At 36.8% G+C, this 17552-nt stretch carries 20 protein-coding genes and 1 tRNA gene; 16 read left to right on the top strand and 5 right to left on the bottom strand.

Going from position 1 to position 17552, the window contains the following annotated elements; translation table 11 throughout:
- The 6 genes from AMDU4_RS07985 to AMDU4_RS08010 form a co-directional block, all read left to right on the top strand.
- Positions 1 to 1171: hypothetical protein (locus AMDU4_RS07985; RefSeq protein ID WP_290704650.1), on the top strand; the 1171-nt coding region annotated here is incomplete at its 5' end.
- Positions 1172 to 1177: 6 nt separating this feature from the next.
- Positions 1178 to 1744, top strand: coding sequence for a hypothetical protein (locus AMDU4_RS07990; protein ID WP_021787475.1), 567 nt, complete (start codon positions 1178 to 1180; stop codon positions 1742 to 1744).
- Positions 1734 to 2210: a hypothetical protein gene (locus AMDU4_RS07995; RefSeq protein WP_021787476.1), complete on the top strand. Its 477-nt coding sequence runs from the start codon at positions 1734 to 1736 to the stop codon at positions 2208 to 2210. The genes AMDU4_RS07990 and AMDU4_RS07995 overlap by 11 nt, the downstream gene beginning before the upstream one ends.
- The gene (locus tag AMDU4_RS08000) at positions 2186 to 3142 is read left to right on the top strand and encodes a MoxR family ATPase (RefSeq protein WP_021787477.1); all 957 of its coding nucleotides are present in this window, start codon (positions 2186 to 2188) and stop codon (positions 3140 to 3142) included. Before AMDU4_RS07995 ends, AMDU4_RS08000 begins: the two co-directional genes overlap by 25 nt.
- A complete protein-coding gene (locus tag AMDU4_RS08005; protein WP_021787478.1) occupies positions 3139 to 4431 on the top strand; it encodes a DUF58 domain-containing protein in 1293 nt (430 codons plus the stop codon). The genes AMDU4_RS08000 and AMDU4_RS08005 overlap by 4 nt, the downstream gene beginning before the upstream one ends.
- A gap of 276 nt (positions 4432 to 4707) precedes the next feature.
- Positions 4708 to 5553: a hypothetical protein gene (locus AMDU4_RS08010; protein WP_021787479.1), complete on the top strand. Its 846-nt coding sequence runs from the start codon at positions 4708 to 4710 to the stop codon at positions 5551 to 5553.
- 160 nt (positions 5554 to 5713) lie between these two features.
- Here AMDU4_RS08010 and AMDU4_RS08015 read toward each other — a convergent pair whose 3' ends face one another.
- Positions 5714 to 6028 (bottom strand): rhodanese-like domain-containing protein, encoded by a 315-nt coding sequence (locus AMDU4_RS08015; protein ID WP_021787480.1) that lies wholly within the window; start codon positions 6026 to 6028, stop codon positions 5714 to 5716.
- Between the two features lie 131 nt (positions 6029 to 6159).
- Complete coding sequence (locus tag AMDU4_RS08020) at positions 6160 to 8073, bottom strand: glycoside hydrolase family 15 protein (RefSeq protein WP_021787481.1); 1914 nt, start codon at positions 8071 to 8073, stop codon at positions 6160 to 6162.
- A gap of 214 nt (positions 8074 to 8287) precedes the next feature.
- Here AMDU4_RS08020 and AMDU4_RS08025 point away from each other — a divergent pair, with 214 nt between their 5' ends.
- The 9 genes from AMDU4_RS08025 to AMDU4_RS08065 all read left to right on the top strand — a co-directional run bounded on the left by AMDU4_RS08025 (position 8288) and on the right by AMDU4_RS08065 (position 15413).
- The gene (locus AMDU4_RS08025) at positions 8288 to 9034 is read left to right on the top strand and encodes a glycogen debranching enzyme N-terminal domain-containing protein (RefSeq protein WP_021787482.1); all 747 of its coding nucleotides are present in this window, start codon (positions 8288 to 8290) and stop codon (positions 9032 to 9034) included.
- Positions 9018 to 9425 carry an amylo-alpha-1,6-glucosidase gene (locus tag AMDU4_RS08030; protein WP_021787483.1) on the top strand — a complete coding sequence of 136 codons (408 nt, stop codon included), beginning with the start codon at positions 9018 to 9020 and terminating at the stop codon, positions 9423 to 9425. Before AMDU4_RS08025 ends, AMDU4_RS08030 begins: the two co-directional genes overlap by 17 nt.
- Before the next feature lie 11 nt (positions 9426 to 9436).
- A complete protein-coding gene (locus AMDU4_RS08035) occupies positions 9437 to 10117 on the top strand; it encodes an amylo-alpha-1,6-glucosidase (protein ID WP_290704653.1) in 681 nt (226 codons plus the stop codon).
- On the top strand, positions 10117 to 11235 hold the full coding sequence (locus AMDU4_RS08040; protein WP_021787485.1) for a glycosyltransferase family 4 protein: 1119 nt from the start codon (positions 10117 to 10119) through the stop codon (positions 11233 to 11235). The genes AMDU4_RS08035 and AMDU4_RS08040 overlap by 1 nt, the downstream gene beginning before the upstream one ends.
- Positions 11178 to 12359: a glycoside hydrolase family 57 protein gene (locus AMDU4_RS08045; protein WP_021787486.1), complete on the top strand. Its 1182-nt coding sequence runs from the start codon at positions 11178 to 11180 to the stop codon at positions 12357 to 12359. The genes AMDU4_RS08040 and AMDU4_RS08045 overlap by 58 nt, the downstream gene beginning before the upstream one ends.
- 142 nt (positions 12360 to 12501) lie before the next feature.
- Positions 12502 to 13602, top strand: coding sequence for an MFS transporter (locus AMDU4_RS08050; protein ID WP_021787487.1), 1101 nt, complete (start codon positions 12502 to 12504; stop codon positions 13600 to 13602).
- A 76-nt stretch (positions 13603 to 13678) separates the two neighbouring features.
- Positions 13679 to 13828: a MerR family DNA-binding transcriptional regulator gene (locus AMDU4_RS08055; RefSeq protein WP_290704656.1), complete on the top strand. Its 150-nt coding sequence runs from the start codon at positions 13679 to 13681 to the stop codon at positions 13826 to 13828.
- Between the two features lie 158 nt (positions 13829 to 13986).
- On the top strand, positions 13987 to 14445 hold the full coding sequence (locus AMDU4_RS08060; RefSeq protein WP_021787488.1) for a hypothetical protein: 459 nt from the start codon (positions 13987 to 13989) through the stop codon (positions 14443 to 14445).
- A 191-nt stretch (positions 14446 to 14636) separates the two neighbouring features.
- On the top strand, positions 14637 to 15413 hold the full coding sequence (locus AMDU4_RS08065) for a hypothetical protein (protein WP_021787489.1): 777 nt from the start codon (positions 14637 to 14639) through the stop codon (positions 15411 to 15413).
- A gap of 277 nt (positions 15414 to 15690) precedes the next feature.
- Here the strand turns inward: AMDU4_RS08065 and tnpA are convergent, their stop codons facing one another.
- The 3 genes from tnpA to AMDU4_RS08080 all read right to left on the bottom strand — a co-directional run bounded on the left by tnpA (position 15691) and on the right by AMDU4_RS08080 (position 17186).
- A complete protein-coding gene (tnpA, locus tag AMDU4_RS08070) occupies positions 15691 to 15969 on the bottom strand; it encodes an IS200/IS605 family transposase (protein WP_290704415.1) in 279 nt (92 codons plus the stop codon).
- Positions 15970 to 16208: 239 nt separating this feature from the next.
- A tRNA-Leu gene (locus tag AMDU4_RS08075) sits at positions 16209 to 16293 on the bottom strand.
- Positions 16275 to 17186 (bottom strand): endonuclease V, encoded by a 912-nt coding sequence (locus AMDU4_RS08080; RefSeq protein ID WP_021787182.1) that lies wholly within the window; start codon positions 17184 to 17186, stop codon positions 16275 to 16277. Before AMDU4_RS08080 ends, AMDU4_RS08075 begins: the two co-directional genes overlap by 19 nt.
- 105 nt (positions 17187 to 17291) lie before the next feature.
- Here AMDU4_RS08080 and AMDU4_RS08085 point away from each other — a divergent pair.
- Positions 17292 to 17552 (top strand): hypothetical protein (locus AMDU4_RS08085; protein ID WP_021787490.1); only part of this gene is annotated, 261 nt, incomplete at its 3' end.

Below are 17552 nucleotides of genomic sequence, written 5' to 3' on the forward strand. Positions count from 1 at the left end.
TTCCATAGGTAGCGGAATTAATGAATTTTCTGGAAATGTTTCCAGTCTTGTACCCTATTTAAATGACAGTGCAATTTCAGGGGGTTTAAATTCAAACAACATAACCGGAATCCTGAATAAAAATATTACTATTGAACTGGGAAAGAAACTGAACAACACAAATTTCCTGATATTAATAAAACAAAGTGGTGCCATATATACATATAATGGAATAACAAATGATGCTGGTAATGGAAATTTATCCCTTAAATATTCTGGAAATTATACAATGGCTGCCTATACATTATACTACAACTCAAGCTTTGTAAAATATAGTACTGCAAGTGGGATACACCATATTAAATTCAATATGACTAAGCGTATGATACTCAATTCTACCATCATGTTAAAAAGCTCTGTACCATTGAAAGGCAACGCATCTGTTGGTGAATCCTACCTTTCCGGCTACGGGGGAATATTTAGTATCAGTCCAGCATTTATCAGAAGCAATTCTATAGGGACATATTATGGTTATTCTATACCATCAGGAATTTACAGGTTTAATTACAACAATGCCCATTATGTTCCAACAAATTTCAATTTAAATATAGCAGAAAATTCAACCTATAAAGAAACAGTCAATCCATATTTAATATCTGTTAATATAACAGATAATACAGGCAAATCATATAATTACTCACTTGATGGAGCAACTTACACTCTCAATGGCACATATAGAGCCAGTGGTGGAATAAATGAACTATCTCTGGACGTAGGTGGTAAAAATATATACAGTAAATCAATAATGATTGGTCCTGTGGATCCATATTACAAACTAAATATGACGGTACAAAACAACAACGTTACCTTTAATGGCAATGAAAGCGATTCATCAAATCTTATCCTAACATATTCAGGGCATATTACCTCTAATATGACTATCACTGCCTTAGACTTTAAAAATTTCACCACAAGTAACACTAGTGGAACAATCACAATAGGGAATTACACAGAAATATTGGCTGGTAATACATATGAATACAATTTGACAACGCCTATTAACGTTTCACCAGGAGATATTACTGTAAAGTTGGTTTATCTCAATGATAACATTGTAGATAAAACCGGACCAATAAGTGTTGAAATATACGGTTATAATGTATCTGCATCGGGAAATTATATTACGGAGTGATTTTTATTGCTATTCAAGAAGAATGTACAGAAGACAAATATAGTTAAGGAAACCGAAAAAACTGTTTTGAAAATTAAAACAGTTGATGACATACCTGTTATAAAAGAAATGAGGAAGAAAATAGGAAACAAGGAAAGAAGGGAAGCAATAATCTATGGTTACATAAATCTTAAAAATGATTATTCAAGATACTTTGGAAGCCCAAAATACGGGTCAAATAGAGATTTCATACTTGGAGAAATAAAACAATTTAATATGGTGCTGGAGGGCGATGAATGTTCAACCGATAACTTTGCTATCAAAAAAATGATAGAGAATTCTTTATATAATAAAGCAGAAACAAAATCATCAGGGAATAACCAGACACAAGAAGAGAATATTGAAGAAAATGCAAGATTCTTTGCATTGAAGAAAATCGCACTATTTTATTTTAATTACTATGAGATAGCCAGATTCGGCGACTATAAGTGGGAGGCTCTGGGAGAAAAGGAGATACTTGATCCGGTAAAGGATGCTTATAATTATATGGATATAATGAAATTATTTTATAATGGTGAATCCAGTGGGAATTAATATCATCCATCTTTTTACAGATTACCATACCAGCGTTAAATTCTTTTACCCGATTATGCTCCTGCTTTTCCTTACACTCTTTGTAACCTTTCATTCAAGGAAATATAAAAAAGGAGAAGATGAAGAGGTAATACACATGGCAGACATCAAAATAGAAAACACAAATTTTCTGCGTGAACTTAATTTGATAAAATCTGGTGATTTCTCATCATATTTGGCAGAGATACAGCATGACATGGAAAATACAAATAAAATAATGAAAGATTATAGGTTAACGGTAAAAAAATATTATAAATATAATATGAAAAGCAGGTCTTCTACAGGAATAATGAGAAAACATGCAATAAGGATGAGGGACCAGTGCCTTCAGCATATTTTAGATGATTACGAAGCCATAAAGAAAATTAAGATGGACGTAATAAATGAAGAGGTGTATAAGGAATGGAAGCAGAAGCAGAAAACATAAGAGAAATAACAATGGATATAGAATCATCCATAGGTGAAAAAGTAATTGGTTCAAGGCGTACAGTACGATTTATGCTTATTTCCTTGCTTACAAATAACCATATACTTATGGAAAGCGTCCCGGGACTTGCAAAGACAATGCTCGCATCAGAATTTTCTAAACATCTGGGTGTACAGTTCAAAAGAATTCAGTTTACGCCAGATATGCTGCCTTCTGACGTTACTGGCAATATGGTTTTTAACCCTGAAAGCAGAAAATTGGAATTCAGGGAGGGGCCTGTATTTTCAAATATCGTTCTGGCAGACGAAATAAACCGTACACCTCCCAAGGTCCAATCAGCGCTTCTTGAAGCCATGGAGGAAAGACAGGTGTCAGTATATGGGTTGACAACTAAGCTTCCATCGCCATTTCTTGTCATTGCTACCCAGAATCCCATAGAACAGGAAGGAACTTTCCCACTTGCCGAGGCTCTTATGGATCGTTTTCTATTCCGGTATTATCTGGATTATCCGGATAGGGACAACGAGGTAAAAATTTTAAAAACTATTTACAGTAATTCACTTCAAGAATATAATAAGCTTGATGCCGCTTCCATTACGCATTACCGGGATCTGGTAAGCAGGGTTTATGTGAATGAAGAAATAATAGAATATATAATAAACATTATACGTAAAACTAGGGAATCAGATATGGTATTTGTAGGAGCCAGCACACGTACCGCCGTCAAATACCTGAATGCAGCTAGGGCTAACGCACTGTTAAGCGGCCGGAATTACGTTATACCTGAAGATGTAATATTCATGGTAAGGGAGATCCTTAACCATCGCCTCATACTACGCCCCGAAGCCCTTATGGACTCCGATACCGATTATAAAAAGGTAATATATAATGTCATTGATTCAATAATCAACTCTGTAGAGGCCCCACAATGATCAGAAGGGCAGGTTATGCCATACTGGCTGTATTGACATATGGAATCCTTGAATCTCTACTTTTAGGATATAAATACTATATTATTTTTGCCATCTTGACTTTCTTTATGGTAGCATTCGAAATAATATATTTCAATATTGCTGGATCAAGAGCTATTAATAATGTTTCTGTGACAAGGAAGTCGAACACGCTTAATTTCAGGAAAAACAGGGAATTCACCATAACTCTCCATTTCGAAAACAGTAATTCATATCCCATATCAATCCATTTCTTTGACGAGGCCATAGATGTGCTTGAAATTTCCGGAAAAACTTTCGGGACCATGACCATACCGAAGAAGGGGTCATATGATATAAGATATTCAGTAAAACCACGCTATATCGGGAAATATGAACTGGGAAATATAAGAATTAGCATATCCGATATTTTCCATCTGGCTTTAATTCAAAAAACAATATCAGTGAAAATGGCTATCCACATATACCCCTCAATGAACGACATAAAGTCCAGTAGAAGTGAAATGCTCAGCAGTTTTATTTATACCTTAGGCAATCATTATTCACACAGTGTAGGCCAGGGATATAACCTATATGGTGTAAGGCAATATACATTCGAAGACGATCCAAGATTTATTGTCTGGAGCAGATACAATGAAGAAGACAATAGTATGCTGATAAAGGAAATGGAGGAAGAACGGGAGATTTCCACTATATTCATCGTTGACTACAGCATAGCAATGAATTATGGTTCCACTGACAGGGTATACGATAAGGCAATTGTTGACATTATAAATTCTGCACATTTAATGGTAAAAAATCGCGATAATGTTGGGTTCTTCCTCTATTCAGACAAAATTAATATTTACATACCTCCTGACAAAAGTGGAGAGAGCATAAACAAACTTGAACGGGCTGTGGCAAATGCACTTCCCGCTGGAGAGTTCAGTGCCTCTGAGGCAGTAAAGGCATTGGAACGTAAACAGAAGAAAAATTTCCTAGTATTTATTGTTACGGCCTCAACCTCACATCTGGAGAAAACTGCCCACAGCAATAGGATAAGCATTTTCCTGATAAACAATGAATCGTACTATGATTATTTCCCTCAGGGAAAATTTGATGATCTGTTGGTGCAGAACATACGTTTAAGGGAATTGGAAAGAATGTCAGAGATAACCCGGGAAATGAGGAATCACGGTATTCGTTGCACATATGTAAGCAGAAAAAACACGCTGCAAAAGATAATGATTGAATACAATTACAGAAGAAGCATGAATACAGGTGCATCATAGAGTCAACTACTATCCCTGAGTGGCATATTCCGTGAGGGCATGTGCAAGAATTGATTGAGGGCCTTGAAAAACATGAAAGAAAAGCAGAAGGCAGATCGGAAAAATAGATACACGCCTGGAAATGCTTCACTTGGAAATCAATAACTATAAAAGGAGAAGAAAAGAAGATGGATATAAGCACTAAAAAGGTTAAACTGGTAAAATACGGTGAGGGATTGAGGTTCTATTCCCAATTTCTTCCCAGGCTTTCGTATTGGGCCTATCTGGGGGTGTAAGATGAAAAAATATTTAATGCCTATACTGGCCGCAATAATATTTTTTCCAGATTTCATAATGTTCTATGCCCTGAGGAGTATAATTTATGACGAAACGATTTTCTATCTAGTTATTATATTTGTTGTTGAAATATTACTGGCCAAATTCCTGAAAATATACGGCATTCTGATATTCCTGCTCACTATTCTGACCGTTTTACTCTTATATCTAAAGACATTATATTACTACAGCCACATTGTAAAGACATACTTCTATTATCTGCCAAATATGCCGATTACACATAAACTGCTTTTCACTGCAATTATAATCATTATTGCGGGTGTTGTGGCGGAAGCATTGTTTACACAAAAATTCTGGCATCTCCTTTCTTATTATATTTCAGTATCTGGAACTATGCTGATGGGAATGGCAACTCTGGCGTATATGCAGACAGCCGGGGTATCCATTACAAGCACTTCCTATCTTGCCAGTTTTTATCATGTGTCTAATCTTGAATATAAGTCCATTATCACTCTCTTTGAACACGGGTACCAGATTTACCTACCACTATACAAACTTTCCATACCCATGGAATTCCCTATTTCAATAGGATTCATGATATCAGTAATGGGTACTATACTCTGGCTATATTTTAGTGAAAACAAAGGGATAGATAACATTTTTGGTTCATTTTCAATAGTTCTGGGTCTGTTGATCGGATATATATTTTTTCAGTCCCTTCATTATTTCATTCCCGAAAACTTTGAATTTTTATACATTTCAATAGGAGTGGTAATAACATACATCCTCATCTCATATAGTAACAAGAGGGGGAAGGATATTAAAATACAGATAGATGATCAATAGCACACTTAGAGAATTTTGACTGTATTTAGAAATGTTTATTTATTAAAACTATATTGTATTATTAAATCTGTAACATCAAAAAGAACACTATGCCTCATCCAGCTAAAGTCTGATGTAGTCCCATCAGTATTGCTGAAAGATGGGGGGATATGGATAAACGTTAAACTAAGGGCTTTTCTTCGATTTCCCATCCATACAGCCCGTTGTACAGATTGTACACTTTTTCTATGCCGTTTTCCTCTAAGAATTTCCCTGTATAGTGACTTCTGTGCCCTGAACTGCATACCAGTACTATTTTTTTATCTGAGTACTTTTTTATCAGGGAGATATCATTGAAAATATCATACATAGAAATAGGTATAGAATTTTCTATATGCCCTGATTCATATTCGAACTGTTCCCGGACATCGATGATTACACATTCGTCCTTATTTATCATGTCCATTAGTTCATCTGAAATTATGTTGAGAACCATAGACAATGAATATAAAATAATTATTTAATAATTAAAACGCAACGAATGCTACATTTCATATATAAGCAATAAATTTTTGCCTGTGCATAAATAATGAAATACTGATTTTGAACGAGTGATAAAAAAAATATTTAGCTTCCCTGATTTTGTGAGTAGGAAGAATACTCAAGGAGTGCTATTATAAATTCGGCATTGCTCCATACCAGTGGAGAAACAGAATGGGGTTCTCCGGTGTAAGGATTAATCTGTTCTGAAAGAATGCCGGATTTCTGCCTGTGGGATTTTACCCATTCTATAAGTGACCAGGCTCTTTCCATATCACCGACTCTCATATAATAGCGCGCCATCCATAACGTAGTAATTATCCACGGGTTTCCCGTTATATTGCTGTCTTCTTTAATTCTCATATAATTGTCATTTTCATATCTGGCTATGCCTCCTGTTCCATTTACCCATAATTTTTCCATAATAGCCTCCATAGTTGACAATACTCGAGAATTTCTAGGTTCCTTCATTCCAAATAGGACAATTGAGGATAATGCACTGTCCACGGTAAAATCTGGTTTTCCATTTATGATTGCACGGGCATATCTTCCAAATTCATCGGAATAAAACTTTTCCTCAAATGCCTTTGCCATAAGATCGGCTGCACTGGAATATTTCTTGGAAAGGTCCTGATCACCGAAAACATCGGCAAAATTTGCCGCAGCCTTAAGTGCAGCAAAGGTAGTGGATACAGTATATGCATGTATTCCGTATCTTTCTTCCCAGAGATCAAAGGATTCCCTTGGCAGGCCATTCTCATCTACAAATTCTGTCATAAACTCTGCGGCCTTGATCACAAGGTCTTCGTAGAAGGGTGCAGTAAATCCTATGTCATTGTATTTTTTGAAATATTCCCATAAAACATATATTAGGAGTGCTGTTTCATCCTGCTGGATGGGATATATTTCCTTTCCGTGCATTATGTGGGGAAGCCAGCTGCTTGCCATTGTCCCATCCATGTTGTATTTATGCTGCATATAACCCTTACTGGAAATCAATGATGTTGACAGCGAAAAGAATTTTCTGGCTGTCTGGCTATGGCCTGCAATGCTCAGTGCGTAGGCGGCTATGGAAGCATCCCTGGGCCACATATAGTAATACCCATCATGGCTGAATTTCAAGATATCGCTGTCACAGGAGGCTGCAATGGAACCCAGGGAATTTGCATGGCTCTTGACTATAAACAGGGATCTGCGAAATAGGGCATTTGTGTCGAGGTCAAGATTTGGCGATACCTTAGAAGACCATAATTCCCAGTAGTTTGTTGTTCTCTTTGTGAGTTTTGTCATATATGCAAGGGTTATTTCCTTTCTTATTTCCGCAATATCCCCATAACCCGAACCTGCTATAATATAATAATAAAGGGAAAATTTGCTGTTGGGCTCAATATCAAAAGAATGGCGCAAAACGGAATCAACCGACCCTATGGAAACAGGATTCATTGAAAGCTCATTATCCTCTGCATCTTTCCAGGTTCCCTTAAGATCCCCTATACCCTTAACACCTGTTGCATACTGATCCATGGAATTTTCGTTCTGGTCTAAGGTGGAAGCCATGAAATATCGATTTTCCTTATAATGCAAAATGCCGTCAAATTCAGGATAGAATGCTGCAGTGTCACCTATATCATTCCCGTAAATGTAAAAATTCTGGTGAAAAAATAATTTTACATTTTTCTTGATTCCGCTGTTGTTTGAGGCAGTAACATATCTTACATACACATTCTTATAGACATCTACAAAATCTCTGTTCTCAAAATCCACGCCTCCAGAGGAATAACCAACATTGCCAACCATGGTATGGTCATAATAATCCATAACTTTTATCTGCGACCTGTCCATCCATTTAAAATCATTATCAACAGAAATACCATACATAAACGGATGGTCAGCAGAATGATTTTCCGATGCAAATCTCGAAAAATAAAAATCGACAATTCTGTAATCTTCATTAAAAGCTAACAGCATTTTTCCATTTCCCAATGGAAGATACCTTACCATATAACCATATAGGGCATGTACCTTAAAATCTTTTTGTATGAGAACAATGCAGAAATTTTATTTTATCCGCAAAGTGCCCTATAGCTTTCTATCCAGTCAAAAACCTTAAGATCCTAAATACTTTTAATCATGAATAAAATTATTATATCATAATATCAGACCTGGACGAATCATAAATTGAAAATGTTTATTAATGGTATTGCCTTAAATTAATATGAATTTAAACGAGGAATGGCTTATGGCCAATTCTAATGGGTCATTCTCTTCTTCAACTGTTTCATTTGCCAACACACGTACATACCATGGTATTTTAGTAAAATCAGATCAAAATAGTTATAACAGGTATGTTATTCTGTCAAAACTTTATGAGGAAATGATTTTTTCTGGAAAAAAATATACACCAGACACAAATTATTACCCTGGCACAACATGGCCTGATGGATTTAAATACATACAGGATTATTCCTGTTCACCTTACCCTGCAGTGGCATTTAACATGGAAGGCAATGCTTTCAAAAAATCATTAATAATGGACACAGATTCGGATACGGTCATTATAAGATACGAATTCCCAGAGAAAGTTCCGGAGAGAATAAACCTTTACCCCCTACTGGCTTTCAGAAATTTTAATAATACAATCAAATCGCCGGAAAAGAAATTCGTTTCTGGGGAAATAGATGGCTATTACACCTTTGCCAGCGAAAATTTTCTCCTTAAAATTTCAAAGGTTGGGCACTTCATTGACAAGGGATACTGGTATTACAATTTTATATATCCAAAGGAGGTAGAGAGAGGAACCAGCAGCATGGAAGACCTGTATATGCCTGGAACAATAAGCATTGAAAACATAAAAAACCCTCTTGATATAACAGTTACCACTGAGGAGAAACCCACTGGAGGATTTCAGGAAATCATGGGAAAATTCAAGAATAGGGGGAAGAATAGTGAAAAAGATCCCTGATATTAGCGCTTTACGAAGAAACTCATCCAATTTTCTGTTAAAGAATGATTTAATAGCAGGTTTCCACTGGTTCGGCCCATGGGCACGTGATACATTTATATCCATGCCAGGACTTATATTAACAGAAAAAAATTATGACATGGCACGGAAAATTTTCATGAACTATGCTAATAATATGGAGGAAAATCTTATACCTAACAATCTTTATAACCAATCCTTTGAAAGCTCAGCAGATGCATCATTGTGGTTCATATACGCCCTCTACAAATACTATGCCTATTCACTGGATAAGGCATTTGTTTTATCACTTCTCGAAAAGGTAAGAGCCATAATAAATTCATATATCCAGGGCAATGACGACTTTTCTCTGGATGGCAAATTTATAATGTAAAAAAAGCACCAATGACATGGATGGATGCTAAAATCGGCAGTACTGTTTTCACACCCAGAACTGGAAAACCCATAGAAATAAATGCGCTCTGGTATAATGCATTGAAATCCTATGTATATTTTTCAACTCTTTCATCAGCTAAACCGGATAAAGAAGTGACAGATATCCTTTCAGGATTTGAAAGCGAATTTGCCGAAAAATTTATTGTAGACGGCAAAATAGCAGACACAATAGATCCTGTGGATACATCTTTCCGACCCAATTTCTTGTTTGCCTATTCACTGCCATTTCCACTAATGACACAGAAGAATTTTCTTGAAAAAGCCCGGCTGGAACTTGCAACTCCCTACGGGATAAGAAGTCTTTCTCCGACTGCCCCAGAATTTAAGGGGACATATTCTGGACCCCAGTATGAAAGGGATAGTGCATACCATAACGGTACTGTTTGGCCATGGCTTGTGGGTTCCTATATTACCGCCTGTGTACGGAATGGATATAACCCCAACGACCTGTACAGGTATTTTTCCCAGTTGTATACATTGAATTATGTACCAGAAATTTTTGACGGCCTTAACCCAGGAAATCCACGTGGCTGCATTATGCAGGCATGGAGCTACGGTGAACTTATAAGATCCTATTATGAAGACATTAAGAAGGGCAGAGGAAAACCGCATGCAGGGAAGGTGAATTAATGAAGGTTGCTGTAATAGGATGGGAGCTTCCCCCTGCGTTTTCAGGGGGTCTTGGAATACACACCTCTAATATCTTCTCAATAATAGGAAAAATTATTCCAACCGACATTTACCTTCCTGATATGGGATATTCTTTTTCGGGTTATCCATTTAACATCAGAACCGTACAGGTAACAAGAGGCATTGCCGGTGGATCCTATTCACATGTAACCAATTTCACGGAAGCAGTTGATGATTACAATAACAAAGTGGTGGAAAATTTTAAACCGGACGGTGTGTCGGTTATACACTGCCACGACTGGATAACATTCAGTGCAGGTATAGAAATAAAAGAGAAATTCGGTATACCACTGGTTGTAACTTTTCATAGTACAGAGTATGACAGATCTGCCTATTTCAATCCACAGGGCGATATAATGAAAAGAGAAAAGGAAGGTGCTGAAAAGGCTGATGCCATCATAACTGTTTCCAATTTCACAAAAAGGATTTTAGTTGAAAAATACAATATAGACCCTGATAAGATAACCGCGGTATACAATGGTGTAAAATCATCTGCTTACACACAGGGGCAGAATTATAAAAGGGAGAGGCAGATTCTTTATTTCGGCAGGATAACCAGCCAGAAAGGCCCCAAATTTTTTATGGAAATGGCGGATAAAATTCTCCAGTATGAAAAAAATGTTAAATTTGTCATGGCGGGAACCGGGGATATGCTTGATGAAATGAAGGGCTATGCCCTTGACCATGGTTTCAGCGAAAAAATCCTTTTCCCGGGTTTTGTGGACTTCCATAAGGCAATAGAGTATTACAAGAGGTCAGAGGTTTTTGTAATACCTGCGATATCAGAACCATTTGGCATAACTGTACTGGAATCCATGGTTTCCGGAACACCTGTAATAATGAGTAAAACCACAGGTGTTGGAGAAGCGCTTAACAACGCTTTGAAGTCTGAATACTGGGATACAGATGTTATGTCGTCATATGCTGTTTCCATTATAAACCATAAAAGCCTCATGGATACACTATCACTATACGGAAAGTATGAAGGTATGTCATTTACATGGGAAAAATCGGCAATAAAAACGATAGAGGTGTACAGATCAATATGGAAAATATAGTTTTTTACTTTGAACTGCATCAGCCATTCAGGCTCCGGCCACTGCGAATGCAGGACAATGCTACTGCCATGGACATATTCTGGGAAGAAAAGAACAGGGAGATTTTTAAAAGAATTTCAGAAAATGCCTATATACCGGCAACCCAGACTCTGATGGAAAGCGGCATAAAATCTACCTTCTCCATGTCGGGCACATTTATAGAACAGGCAATGAAATATAGCCCAAAAACCCTCGATATTATAGAGGACTACGTAAAATCTGGTATGTGTGAACTTATGGGCGAAACATATTTTCACTCACTGGCCTCAATATGGGATGAAGAGGAATTCGAATATCAGGTACGGGAACAGACAAAGACGATGAAGAACATTTTTAATTATTCTCCCGTATCATTCAGGAATACGGAACTGATATACAATAACAGAATTGCGGAAATGGCAAAGAATATGGGTTTTAGGAATATAATAGCCGAGGGTACGGACGAAATATCGAAAAATTTCAGCCCCAACTATAGATATGTGGCGCCATCCGGCATTAACCTTTACCTGAGAAATTATTCCATGAGTGATAATATATCATTCAGGTTTTCAAACACTGTGTGGAATGAGTACCCACTTACGGCTGATAAATATGCAAAATGGATTCAAAACAGCCCGGGAGACATAATGAACCTTTACATGGATTATGAGACATTCGGGGAACACCAGAGGAAGGAAACAGGTATATTTGATTTTATCAGGTACTTATCGAAATATATTGAGGATTACGGGATAAAAACCATAAAAATTGATGAAATAGCAAAAGAACATAATGCCAGGGGAATGGTCAGCATTGAAAAAACCATATCATGGGCAGATACAAGGAGAGATTTATCGGCATGGCTGGGAAATGCAATGCAAAATGAGGCATTTAACCGCTTAAAACTGTGTTCCGCTTCTGATAATAAAGAAATATGGAGATATATGCAGACATCCGACCTCATATATTATATGTCTATGGGAAATCCCGAGGATTTTACCGTTCATGAATACTTTAACCCATACAGGTCACCCTATCTCGCTTTTATTTATTATATGTTTGCACTGGATAACACATGCAGTTCCCATAATGAAAGGATTGAATAAATGGAGAACGCTGTTATTTATTTTCCCAGCAAAATAATTTAACTATGGTGCCATAGCAGATGGTGAATTATCTACCTGAATGGCAACAAAATTAACTACAAAATGTTGTGATAATTTCATATATTATACACATGGTGCTATTATGGAAATTAAAAATTCTCGACCTGTATTGCCTGCCGTATTACAGAGCATGTTTATAATAGCCCTTGGCAACCTGATAGATTCATCCTATGCCCCCATGGCACCGTTTATCAAGAATTTTTATGTCCTAACAGCTACACAAGTAGGTCTCGTCACCAGTGTTATATTTATCGGCTCATCGTGTGTATCCATATTCACGGGCTATTTTGTCGACAGGATAGGTTATAGAAATGCCATGAAATTATCATTTGGAATAATGGCTGCCGGCTCATTGATAGTGTTCAAATCCCCTTACTACATTACATTGCTATTCGGATTCTACCTTATTGGCTTCGGCTATGGTGTCCTGACCCCGGCCACAAATAGCCACATTATGGAGGAGTATTATCCGGAACATCTCACAAGAATGGGTATTAAACAGGCAGGTGTGCCCATGGGTGCCGCACTGGCTTCAATAGCTCTTCCATTCATTGTTCTCAGGACCGGGGTGCCATATACATACCTTGTTGTGTCTATTATGGCAATATTCATGGTACTGATTTTGCCATACAGGAAAAAACAAAATTCTTCGAAATTTAATGTCCGGGAGTATATTTCTGAGATGCTCCAGGCCGGAAAGAACCGATACCTTCTCATTATTGGATTCTCGGCATTGTTTCTTTCATGGTCTCAACAGTCGGTCATGACATATGATGTGCTGTATTTCCAGAAAATAAAATTCGGTACCATTATTGCCGAATCTTTTCTTATCACTGTCCTTATCAGTGCCATATTTGGAAGAATACTGTGGACAAGGCTGGGAAACATAATATTCAGAGAAAACCATATGGCAACATTTTCAATCATTATGTTTTCTACTGCACTGGTTCTTTTGGCATTCCCTCATTTTTCCTCCTACATATATTATGCTTACATTTTTTCAGTTCTAATTGGCTTCACAGCAATTTCATGGAACGGTGTATTCGTTTCCATAATATCAGAAATAGCTCCTCCGGGACGGGTAGGAATGTTCAGTGGAATGGGCATATTGATAATAAGCCTTGGTTACTATAATAGGAACACCAATTTCTGGATTGATAATAGACCATTATCATTCATATGACCTGATGTGGACTGTAATAGGGTTCAAACAGTTAATGAATAGTATTATATATTTGTAATATGTTGTAATAAGTATCATGGGAAAACTCTATACCATAAGGGATGCCTGTAAAATACTCCAACTCAATCCGAACACACTCAGGAAGTGGGACAGGGAAGGAAAGATCAGGTGTGTCAGGCTCTCGAATAACTTCCGGCGTGTGCCTGAGGTGAAGCATGCAGGATAGCCGGACTCGGGAAAACTGATAGTCCGGTTAGAGGTGGAAGGGTCAGGAGAAATCCTGATCTTTACCCTACCCTTGAGGAGATCGGCCTTTCCTATACTGATTCCAGGATATTCATCATATCCGGGAACACATATTCCGTATGGGAAACAGAGGGAATAATGAAAGGCATTGGATATGTAAAGGTGATAATATCTGAGGGAACCAATGGCAGGAGATACTATGTAACCAACCGCAGGAACTGGAAGGCAAAGAGGATACTGAAAACATACCTTGAACGCTGGGGAATAGAGGTCATTCACAGGGATCTAAAGCAGGACGGGTTAGGGAGAATCTTCCTCAGGAAACTATGCAAGACAGAATTGTACCTCCGTCTCATGGTTTCCGGAAGGGCTCTCCTCGAAATCGCAAGCATAAGATCAATAAACAGGTATCCAGGCATTCCTGACAATGTGGGTAAGAGGAAAAGGTGGATATCCTTTGAGATGCTTGAATCCCTGTTCATGGGTTTCAAGAAATACGGTGATTCTTTCATTCAGGCTGTGAAGAAATCACTTACGGATCCATACAGGTCAACAAGAGATGTTATGGGTAAATTGAGAGAATTAAATCCTGAATAATGAATATAATTAACGCAAAACTCTAGTTATAATTTCACAAAATCATGAAGTGGATGATATAGTAACCGTGATTATTTCCACGCATAAATTGTTCATCCCACAGGTTATGAACTATATTATTTATTACTAAATTATTTATTAATATTGTTATCGAAATATATATATATATATATTCATGCATTTATATCATTATGAATAGAAAGAAGGTAATAATAGGTGTATTAATGGCAGCAATATTTATAATGATGGCATTTATTCCAGTAGCGAATACAACGCAGTTAAATAATGATAAAAATACACAGGAAATGCATAATAAAGTTAATTTTATAGGTCTTAAAAATCTCTTAATTTCTATCCGTAAAAATGATAAATTAAGTAAAACAATAGGATATAATGGTATTGAAGTTCATGAAAACACCACAAAAATAAATTCCACTGAAGTTAAAGCTAATTTCTATGTGCATACAAACAAATTTGATAAAAATGTATCAGGATCAATTATTTATAAAAATAATATGTATTATATATATAATACCAATAAAAATGGTATGAACTCATCATCTTATATTAAAATAAGTTCTAAAAATGGTAAAATAATTTACGGGCCGGGAGGGACATATCATTATTACGTTACGGGTTCAGGGAAGGCCAGCCATACTTGGCACAGCTCAATGTCCACAGGTACATGGACAGCATGTTCTCAGGCAATTGCTAAAACTAATACATTTTTCATAACATGGAACGGCCCCCGTATTGTATTTCTGTTCGGATTTATACCTGCTTTATACCTGCCCACAAGTTGCTGGCACGCATCAAATAATAATGGTTGGTCACTAATATGTGGTGGAATAGAGGGGGGTGGCAAGATGATGCCTACTGAAGGATCCAAAACCGTAAATAATTACCATGGATCAGATACAGCAATGAAAATAACAGCATGTTGGAATTATGGAGTTGCAGGAGGATAATTATGATAAATTTATCAAAACCTATTAAAAAAAGAAAAATTTCGAATAAACTATTTTTATTAATTTTTATTTCCTATGTTTTGATTGTAAACATATATGAGCATATGTTCACTTTTATAGCATTTCACTTAAATATTATATTAGGTATAATAGGATTTATAATGTTCATAGATGGTATTGACAGGTATATTGATTACATTAGAAAAAAATGGCAAGATAAAAATAGGCTGCCCTGAAATAATTTACTTTATATACCGGATAAATTTATATGTCTTTATCATCTTGATTTCTGTTCCTCTACATTTTTCTTTACCGTCTCTAAAGATGCGTGACCGCATGTGGAAACAAAATAGTTCCGTGTCCACAATGCAGGCAGTCTGCTTTTGAGTGCAGGGAATTCGTTTCTCAACATTCTTGATCTTTTGCCCTTTATCCTTGCAATTATGTTATCGAGTGCTACTGCAGGATCTGTTTTTATAAATAGATGAACATGGACAGGCATGGTTTCAAGAGCGATGATCCCCCGCCCATATTTCCTTGCAGTATCCTTTATTATATCCCTTAGTCCGGAGTATTTGAACCGGTGTACCCTTTTGGCATATCAATATGTGCAGTCATTGTATATGAGAAAATTGGCTTGCTTTCATCCCGCCCATAAATGGTATGGATCAATTTTACTTCGCCGAAAATGATCAATTTTCACATAACACAATGCCTCAAAGGAAGAACGTACATTCAGGGCGGAACAGAGTCAGAAGACATATGAAATCATTCAATTTAATGCAAACTAAAAAGTGCGGAGAGTGGGATTTGAACCCACGAATCCCTGCGAAAATGGACCCTGAATCCATCGCCTTTGTCCTAGCTCGGCAATCTCCGCTTCCTCATGGCCACAGTCTCATTATGGGCCTGTTTCAATATGTAAGGATATTTACCTTTTCCTAATAACTTTATCTTTCTTATACTTGACTCTAGGCTTATCTTGTTTCCCGGGCTTACTATTGTATGCCTGTTAATTGCATATCCAAGTTTCTCATTGTTGTAAATTATGTAACCATTATCATCCAACTTTCCCATTAGCAAAGATTTGGCCACACCTATTGTTGCTCTATCCATTACAACTCCAGCAAATGTTGCCAGCCCACATTTTCTTGGATGCAATAATCCATTTGCATCAATCAATAGTACACCGTCCACTCCATCAGCAAGTTTTTCGACAAAAGGGGTTTCCCGATATCCTAGATATCCCGGTATGTAAGGAAAGTCAACTTCCATTTCAATATTTATTATGCTGTATTCTCCTCTGTTATATGATATGAGGGCACCATATCCCCTACGCCCATCATAGGAAACATCTATTGCGGAAAAATTATCCTCATCTATCCCGTCTCTAAAATTAGCCATGCTTGCTATGTTTTCCTGTTCATCCTGCAATTTTTTCAAAGGATAATCCGTCTTGAAATCTGAGAAAAATCGTTCCCTGAAATTTTCAACAATCCCATTGGATATCCTGATACCATCTTTCCTTAGCCGTTTTTCCTTTTCATCCATACCGAGGGCATACTTTCCCATTCTCCTATCTGTGTGCACAACCTTGTAACACGGTATTTTATCCGGATCCTGGTTTATTGAAAGCATGTAGCCTACTGCCCTCGCCGCCCTTATGTCCCCAAGTGCTCTTGCAAGTTCTCCATAGGTTGTTATGCAGCCTTCAGGAATCTGCTTTACAAGATTATAGAAATAATCATAAAGATTTAAATGCGTATAATTCATTGATAATCATATCTAATAGGTATAAATTATTATTGAAGCAATATTATTTCATTATAGGAATTATTCACTCATTAACTTTATATTTCAGGATTTAATAACAAGCCGATGTTCGAATCGTTCTTCTTCAAAGTTGGCAAATATGTCAGGAGAAACAAGAAGAAGGTATTAGTATTCTGGATAATATTGTTTTTGCTCATGGCATATCCGGCCACACTTATATTTAGTGACACATCATATAATCTTACTAATTCCTTAGTTACAAAGAATTCACAGTCAAGCAAGGCAAATGATATATTAACATCCCAGTTTCACGGCAATTCATCCGATCCTTCCATAATTATAGTTTCAAATAACACATCAATAAAT

Source organism: Ferroplasma sp. Type II (genome assembly GCF_000496155.1).

What these genes read in the sequence shown, in the direction of transcription:
- AMDU4_RS08010 (WP_021787479.1), top strand. Translation starts at nt 4,708, where the DNA reads ATGAAAAAATATTTAATGCCTATACTGGCCGCAATAATATTTTTTCCA.
- AMDU4_RS08080 (WP_021787182.1), bottom strand. Translation starts at nt 17,186, where the DNA reads ATGAATTATACGCATTTAAATCTTTATGATTATTTCTATAATCTTGTA.
- AMDU4_RS08045 (WP_021787486.1), top strand. Translation starts at nt 11,178, where the DNA reads ATGGGAAAAATCGGCAATAAAAACGATAGAGGTGTACAGATCAATATG.
- AMDU4_RS08020 (WP_021787481.1), bottom strand. Translation starts at nt 8,073, where the DNA reads ATGGTAAGGTATCTTCCATTGGGAAATGGAAAAATGCTGTTAGCTTTT.
- AMDU4_RS08025 (WP_021787482.1), top strand. Translation starts at nt 8,288, where the DNA reads ATGAATTTAAACGAGGAATGGCTTATGGCCAATTCTAATGGGTCATTC.
- AMDU4_RS08060 (WP_021787488.1), top strand. Translation starts at nt 13,987, where the DNA reads ATGAAAGGCATTGGATATGTAAAGGTGATAATATCTGAGGGAACCAAT.
- AMDU4_RS08055 (WP_290704656.1), top strand. Translation starts at nt 13,679, where the DNA reads ATGGGAAAACTCTATACCATAAGGGATGCCTGTAAAATACTCCAACTC.
- AMDU4_RS08005 (WP_021787478.1), top strand. Translation starts at nt 3,139, where the DNA reads ATGATCAGAAGGGCAGGTTATGCCATACTGGCTGTATTGACATATGGA.
- AMDU4_RS08015 (WP_021787480.1), bottom strand. Translation starts at nt 6,028, where the DNA reads ATGGTTCTCAACATAATTTCAGATGAACTAATGGACATGATAAATAAG.
- AMDU4_RS08050 (WP_021787487.1), top strand. Translation starts at nt 12,502, where the DNA reads ATGGAAATTAAAAATTCTCGACCTGTATTGCCTGCCGTATTACAGAGC.
- AMDU4_RS08000 (WP_021787477.1), top strand. Translation starts at nt 2,186, where the DNA reads ATGGAAGCAGAAGCAGAAAACATAAGAGAAATAACAATGGATATAGAA.
- AMDU4_RS08040 (WP_021787485.1), top strand. Translation starts at nt 10,117, where the DNA reads ATGAAGGTTGCTGTAATAGGATGGGAGCTTCCCCCTGCGTTTTCAGGG.
- AMDU4_RS08035 (WP_290704653.1), top strand. Translation starts at nt 9,437, where the DNA reads ATGACATGGATGGATGCTAAAATCGGCAGTACTGTTTTCACACCCAGA.
- AMDU4_RS08065 (WP_021787489.1), top strand. Translation starts at nt 14,637, where the DNA reads ATGAATAGAAAGAAGGTAATAATAGGTGTATTAATGGCAGCAATATTT.